This is a genomic window from Candidatus Palauibacter soopunensis (assembly GCF_947581735.1).
In the GTDB taxonomy this organism is placed as follows: Bacteria; Gemmatimonadota; Gemmatimonadetes; order Palauibacterales; family Palauibacteraceae; genus Palauibacter; species Palauibacter soopunensis.
In genome coordinates, this window is the sequence record NZ_CANPVT010000031.1 from 1 (window position 1) to 4,795 (window position 4,795).

Below are 4,795 nucleotides of genomic sequence, written 5' to 3' on the forward strand. Positions count from 1 at the left end.
TCGCGTAAGCTCTTCCTCATGTCTGCATATTTGAAGTGATACACACGCTCGACAAAAATCGCTAACACATTGATATTGCACGCTTTATCATTTACTCTACTAGTTCGGGCGGAATCGGGCCGGCGAGATCGTTGGACCGGAGGTCAAGCTGCCACAGGCTCCCAAGGCTGCCTAGTGCGGGAGGGATCGGCCCGGTCAGACTGCTGGAGACGAGGTTCAGCACCTCCAGGCTCCCCAGATTGGAGAGTTCGGGCGGAATCGAACCGGAGAAGTCGTTGTATCCAAGGTAGAGGAACTGCAGGCTCGCCAGGCGACCGAGTTCGGGCGGAATCGAGCTGATCAGATTGTTGGAGGAGAGAAAAAGCTCTCTCAGGCTCACAAGGTTGCCAATCTCGGGCGGGATCGGGCCGGAGAATCGGTTGCCGACCAGGTCGAGGTGCTCCAGGCTCGCCAGGTTGCCGAGTTCGGGCGGGATCGGACCGGCCAGATTGTTGGAGCCGAGACCAAGCTGCCTGAGTTTCCCGAGGTCGGCGAGTTCGGGCGGGATCGCACCGGAGAGGCCGTTGTATCCAAGGTAGAGGGATTCCAGGCTCGCCAGGTCGCCGAGTTCGGACGGGATCGGGCCGGTCAGGTCGTTGGAGCGGAGACCAAGCTGCCGGAGGTTGGCGAGGCTGGTGAGTTCGGGAGGGATCACACCGGAGAGGTCGTTGTCGCCAAGGTCGAGAGACTCCAGGCTCTCCAAGCGACCGAGTTCGGGCGGAACGGGACCGGTCAGATCGTTGGTGCCGAGATCAAGCTCCCTCAGGCTGCCAAGGTTGGTGAGTTCGGGAGGGATCCCGCCTGCCAGACCGTGTCGAATCCATGATCTGCTTCCGCTGTCCCAGCTTTGGCAATGAGATTGCCAACTGGTTTGATCCGTGAGGGTTACGGGATTGTCGGGTCGGACTCCCGGCGTTCGGTTCCCGCTGGTCTGCTCAGACCGCGGCTCTGCGCCGGTCTTCGAGCGCGGTCCTGAGTTGCGCTTCGTCGGCCTGCTGATAACAGCGCAGCACGGTCTTGGCCGACTTCCAGCCACCGAGTTCGCAGAGCACCTTGAGCGGCTGATGCATGAGATCGGACGCGAACTTTCGCCTGAGCGAGTGCCAGCCTCTCCCGCGCTTGGGCTCCAGTCCGGCGAGCGCTTCGGCCCTCTCCCACCACGCGCGGACCAGCGAGCTTTTGACGCAGCTTGCGGGGTCCCTCGGCGACGGCATGACCGGGGCGTGTCCGCCCTTGGCGCTCTCGCGCCGCGCCATTTCGAGGACGGCAACCGCCTCGGCGGTCACGGGCGTGCGGTGCTCGTATCCGGTCTTCTCGTGCTCGGCGCGCCACCGGATGGTCCTGCCCTCGAAGTCGATGTCCGACCAGCGAAGCTGCCGGACGGCCCCGATGCGGTGTCCGGTTTCGTGCGCGAGCACGAGCGCGACGCGGAACCGCCAGTTGACCTGCTTGGACGCCTTCAGCAGCGCCTGGTACTCGGCCTCGGAGAGAACGACCCGGACGGGGTTCTTCTCCGTGGGGATCTTGAGTCCCCTGAACGGGTTCGCCACGAGGAGCGGGCGGCCGCGTTCGTCCTTGGACTTGGCGGCCCAGTTGAAGACCGCGATCAGGAACCTGAGGTCGCATTCGATCATGCGGTCCGACACGGGCCTTCCGCTCGGTCCGATCCTTCCCGAGCGCCGCGCGAGTATGAACCGGTCCCAGTCCCTCTGTGAGAGTGTCGCGGGATCGCGGTTCCGTCCGTAGAGCCCGAGGAACATCCTCATCGCGGTCCGGTCGTGGCGCTGCGTGTGGATGCCCTTGGTGGGCGTCACCTCTTCACCGTAGATGTCAAAGAGCGTCTCCAGCGTGAGCGGTCCGGGGTCGGCGTCCTTCTGCTTGCCGTTCGGCTCCGGCTTCGCGAACCCGGCGGCGGCCTCGTCGGCCTGCCGCTTCGCGCGCCTCCAGTCGCGGTGCTTTAGCGACCGGGTGAGCCTGCGCCCGTTTTCCCGCCACTCTATCTGGAAGAGGCCGGTCTTGGGGTCTGGGAACACCCTGACCCGGTTGCGGCCCCATTCTCCGGCGCTGTAGGAGCGCCTGTCACGTTTCGTGCGTGCCATCTTCCATTCCTCTCCGGATGATGGACTGCACGATCTGCTCGTTGGAAACATCGCGGCGGGCGGCGCTCTCCGCCAGTCGCGGGCCGGACGGCGCCTTGAGGGGCAGGTGCCGGCGCAAGATCCTGGGCGCGTTGGGCCTTCCGGCGTTGGGGATCTTGCCTTCCCGCACGAGGCGGCCCAGATGGTCCTTCGAGTATCCGCTCTCGTGAGCGGCTTCGACGAGCGAGAACGTGGTCTCGTCCTGCTCGCGCATCGTGGCTTCGAGGTCGTCGGCGCACCGCTCGATCGCCGTGGCCGGGGTCTCGCCCCCGTAGCGGCGGAGCGCCTTGGCCTGCTTGCGCCAGTCGGCGGGCAGGCCCTCGACGGACGCGGGCTCGTTCTTCTTTCGGCGCCTGCGGGTCATTTCCATTCTCCTTGCCTATCCTGATGGAGCGCGTCGGCGAGGCCGGGATCGCCCTCGCCGCGCCGGACGGACCGTTCGGCGAGATCCACGCGCCGCCCGAGGTCGGCGAGCCCGGTGGTGCGGGCAACCGCGTAGATCGTGGCCGCGACGGCGGTGAGGGCGAGCGCGGCGTGCAGCGCGAGCGCGACTCCGTGCTCCGCGAGGACCCTTGGCCAGTGGGGCGCGAGGTATTCGAGGCGGGCACCGCCGATCAGGAACGCGGATCCGGCGATTGCGGCGGTGAGTCCCGCGCTGATCTTCCAGGGCTGCATCGTGGTTCTCCTTCTTCTTCAGAGTTCGACTGTGGCGGGATCGCGGTCGGCCGGACCACGGAGCCAGGAGCCGCTGTCGCTACCGAGGCCCAGCCTGCGGAGAAGCCCCGCCGCCGCGGGTCCGTTGGCGTGCATCGCGAACCCGGCGGCGGCCTTGGCGCGGACGGCCGCCTCGCGGTAGCTGCCGGAGACGGCCTCGACGTTGACGCGGCCGGTCCGGCCGTCCGCGTCCTCGTACTCGATCTGGGCGTCCGGGTAGAGCACCCGGCCGTCTTCGTCGATGGGGAGCCCGAGTTCGCGCGCGATCCGGTGGCGCTCGGTGTCGGCGGCCCGTTTGCCGCGCTTCCGCGCGCCTTCGCTGGCGCGCGCGATCCTGCTCTTGAGTTCGGTGTCGAGGCGGACGCGCCGCACGGTGGCGCCCCTTGCTTCGAGCCGTTTCCGCTCGATCCGGCAGGCGCGGTGGATGGCGGTGTCGTGTGCGGCCTCGGCGGGCCGGACGCGGGCGAGCCGGATCTCCTGCCGGGGGTCCATGCCGCGCTCGGCGGCGAGCTTCCGGGCCTCGGCCACGCCCCTGGGGGTGAGCGAGAGAATCTTGAACGGGTTGCCCTTCGGTCCGGTGGCCCGGTGTTCCTCGACCAGACCGTCCCGGATCCAGGCGTTCACGGCGCGCCGGGTGGTGAACGGATGGCCGCCGAAGTGGAGCTCGGCGATGTCGCGGTGGGAGACCGCGCCGTGGACGCCGATGTCGGTCAGCGCCCCGGCGCAGCGGTCGGGGAAGGAGATGGACCCGCCGTCCCGGCCCGCGGCGTATTCTCGGCGATGGCCGTTCCGCATCCGAGCTCGATGGCTCGCGCGGCTGGGTGGCGCGGCGGAACGGGGGTCCGGTTCGGCCTCGCGGCCGAACATCTCTCTTCCTCTCACGGCTCAGCGGCTCGGCCCGAAGCCGCGCTCGGGAACCGGGATCCTCGGCACGGGGACAACGATCCTCTGCGGTCCCTGCGCGGGCGTGCGAACCGCCGCCACGGCGACGGGATCGCGGGCGGCCACGCGCTCGCGGTGCCGGTCGAGCACGAAGTCGGAGATCTTCTGCGCGTCCGCCGCAGCGCGCCGGATCTCGCGCGGGTCCTCCTCGAGCGCCTGGATCCAGCCCTCGACGTAGGCCGCGCCCCGGCTCGGGTCGTGTCCGACGCCGACGCGCTCGCCGGTCATCATCGCGCTGATCTCGGCCCTGAGCTCCTCGCGGGCGTACTGCGGCGAGCCAAACCCGCCGTCGATCCCCTCGATGAGGGTCTCGCGGTTCATCCGGTCCTTGTGCCCGGTGCTGTGGCCCAGCTCGTGGAGCGCGGTCTGGTAGTAGTGGTTCGCCGACGGGAACTGCCCGCGCTCGGGCAGCACGATCTCGTCGCGCTTCATGTGGTAGTAGGCGCGGTCGCCCTGGACGTGGCGGACCGGGACGCCGACATCCTCCATGACCCGCTCGGCCTCCTGGTGCACCTTCCAGAGCGGCTCGGGCGTCGGGTTGGCGCGCTCGGGCAGCCCGTCGGCCTGCTCGGCGTTGAACACCGTGTACTGGCGCACGAACGGCGCCTTGAGCTTCTCGTAGCGGTAGACCTTCTTGCCCTCGGCGTCCCTCCTCGGCCGACCCTGCTCGTCGGTCACGGCGATCCGCTTCTTGTCCTGGAAGGAGAGGATGCGCGTGCCGCGCTCGCCCTTCCTGACCTGTCCGCCGCGCGCCTGGATCTGGCGGTAGGTGCCCCAGCGCACGTCGCCGTAGCCCTGCTCCTGCTGGACGGAGGCGAGATGGAGGCTGTTCCCGCCCCGGTAGGAGCGGTCGGTGTCCACGTTCATGGGCATCACGCGCTCGCCCGGCGCCCACGGCTTCTGCCACGGCGCGGTGCCCTGCCGGATCTGCTCGATGATCGCGTCGGCGAACTTGCGGTGGT

At 68.6% G+C, this 4,795-nt stretch carries 6 protein-coding genes; all 6 read right to left on the minus strand.

Annotation, left to right across the window (positions count from 1 at the left end; all coding sequences use genetic code 11):
- Nucleotides 1–91 precede the first annotated feature (91 nt).
- On the minus strand, nt 92–1,075 hold the full coding sequence (locus RN901_RS09320) for a leucine-rich repeat domain-containing protein (protein ID WP_310757999.1): 984 nt from the start codon (nt 1,073–1,075) through the stop codon (nt 92–94).
- Entirely contained in the window at nt 975–2,138 is a 1,164-nt protein-coding gene (locus RN901_RS09325) for a site-specific integrase (protein WP_310758000.1), read from the minus strand. Before RN901_RS09325 ends, RN901_RS09320 begins: the two co-directional genes overlap by 101 nt.
- Nucleotides 2,119–2,541, minus strand: coding sequence for a hypothetical protein (locus tag RN901_RS09330; protein ID WP_310758001.1), 423 nt, complete (start codon nt 2,539–2,541; stop codon nt 2,119–2,121). The genes RN901_RS09325 and RN901_RS09330 overlap by 20 nt, the downstream gene beginning before the upstream one ends.
- Nucleotides 2,538–2,852 carry a hypothetical protein gene (locus RN901_RS09335; RefSeq protein ID WP_310758002.1) on the minus strand — a complete coding sequence of 105 codons (315 nt, stop codon included), beginning with the start codon at nt 2,850–2,852 and terminating at the stop codon, nt 2,538–2,540. Before RN901_RS09335 ends, RN901_RS09330 begins: the two co-directional genes overlap by 4 nt.
- An 18-nt stretch (nt 2,853–2,870) precedes the next feature.
- A complete protein-coding gene (locus RN901_RS09340; RefSeq protein ID WP_310758003.1) occupies nt 2,871–3,686 on the minus strand; it encodes a hypothetical protein in 816 nt (271 codons plus the stop codon).
- A 90-nt stretch (nt 3,687–3,776) separates the two neighbouring features.
- Nucleotides 3,777–4,795: zincin-like metallopeptidase domain-containing protein (locus tag RN901_RS09345; protein ID WP_310758004.1), on the minus strand; the 1,019-nt coding region annotated here is incomplete at its 5' end.

What these genes read in the sequence shown, in the direction of transcription:
- RN901_RS09325 (WP_310758000.1), bottom strand. Translation starts at nt 2,138, where the DNA reads ATGGCACGCACGAAACGTGACAGGCGCTCCTACAGCGCCGGAGAATGG.
- RN901_RS09330 (WP_310758001.1), bottom strand. Translation starts at nt 2,541, where the DNA reads ATGACCCGCAGGCGCCGAAAGAAGAACGAGCCCGCGTCCGTCGAGGGC.
- RN901_RS09335 (WP_310758002.1), bottom strand. Translation starts at nt 2,852, where the DNA reads ATGCAGCCCTGGAAGATCAGCGCGGGACTCACCGCCGCAATCGCCGGA.
- RN901_RS09340 (WP_310758003.1), bottom strand. Translation starts at nt 3,686, where the DNA reads ATGCGGAACGGCCATCGCCGAGAATACGCCGCGGGCCGGGACGGCGGG.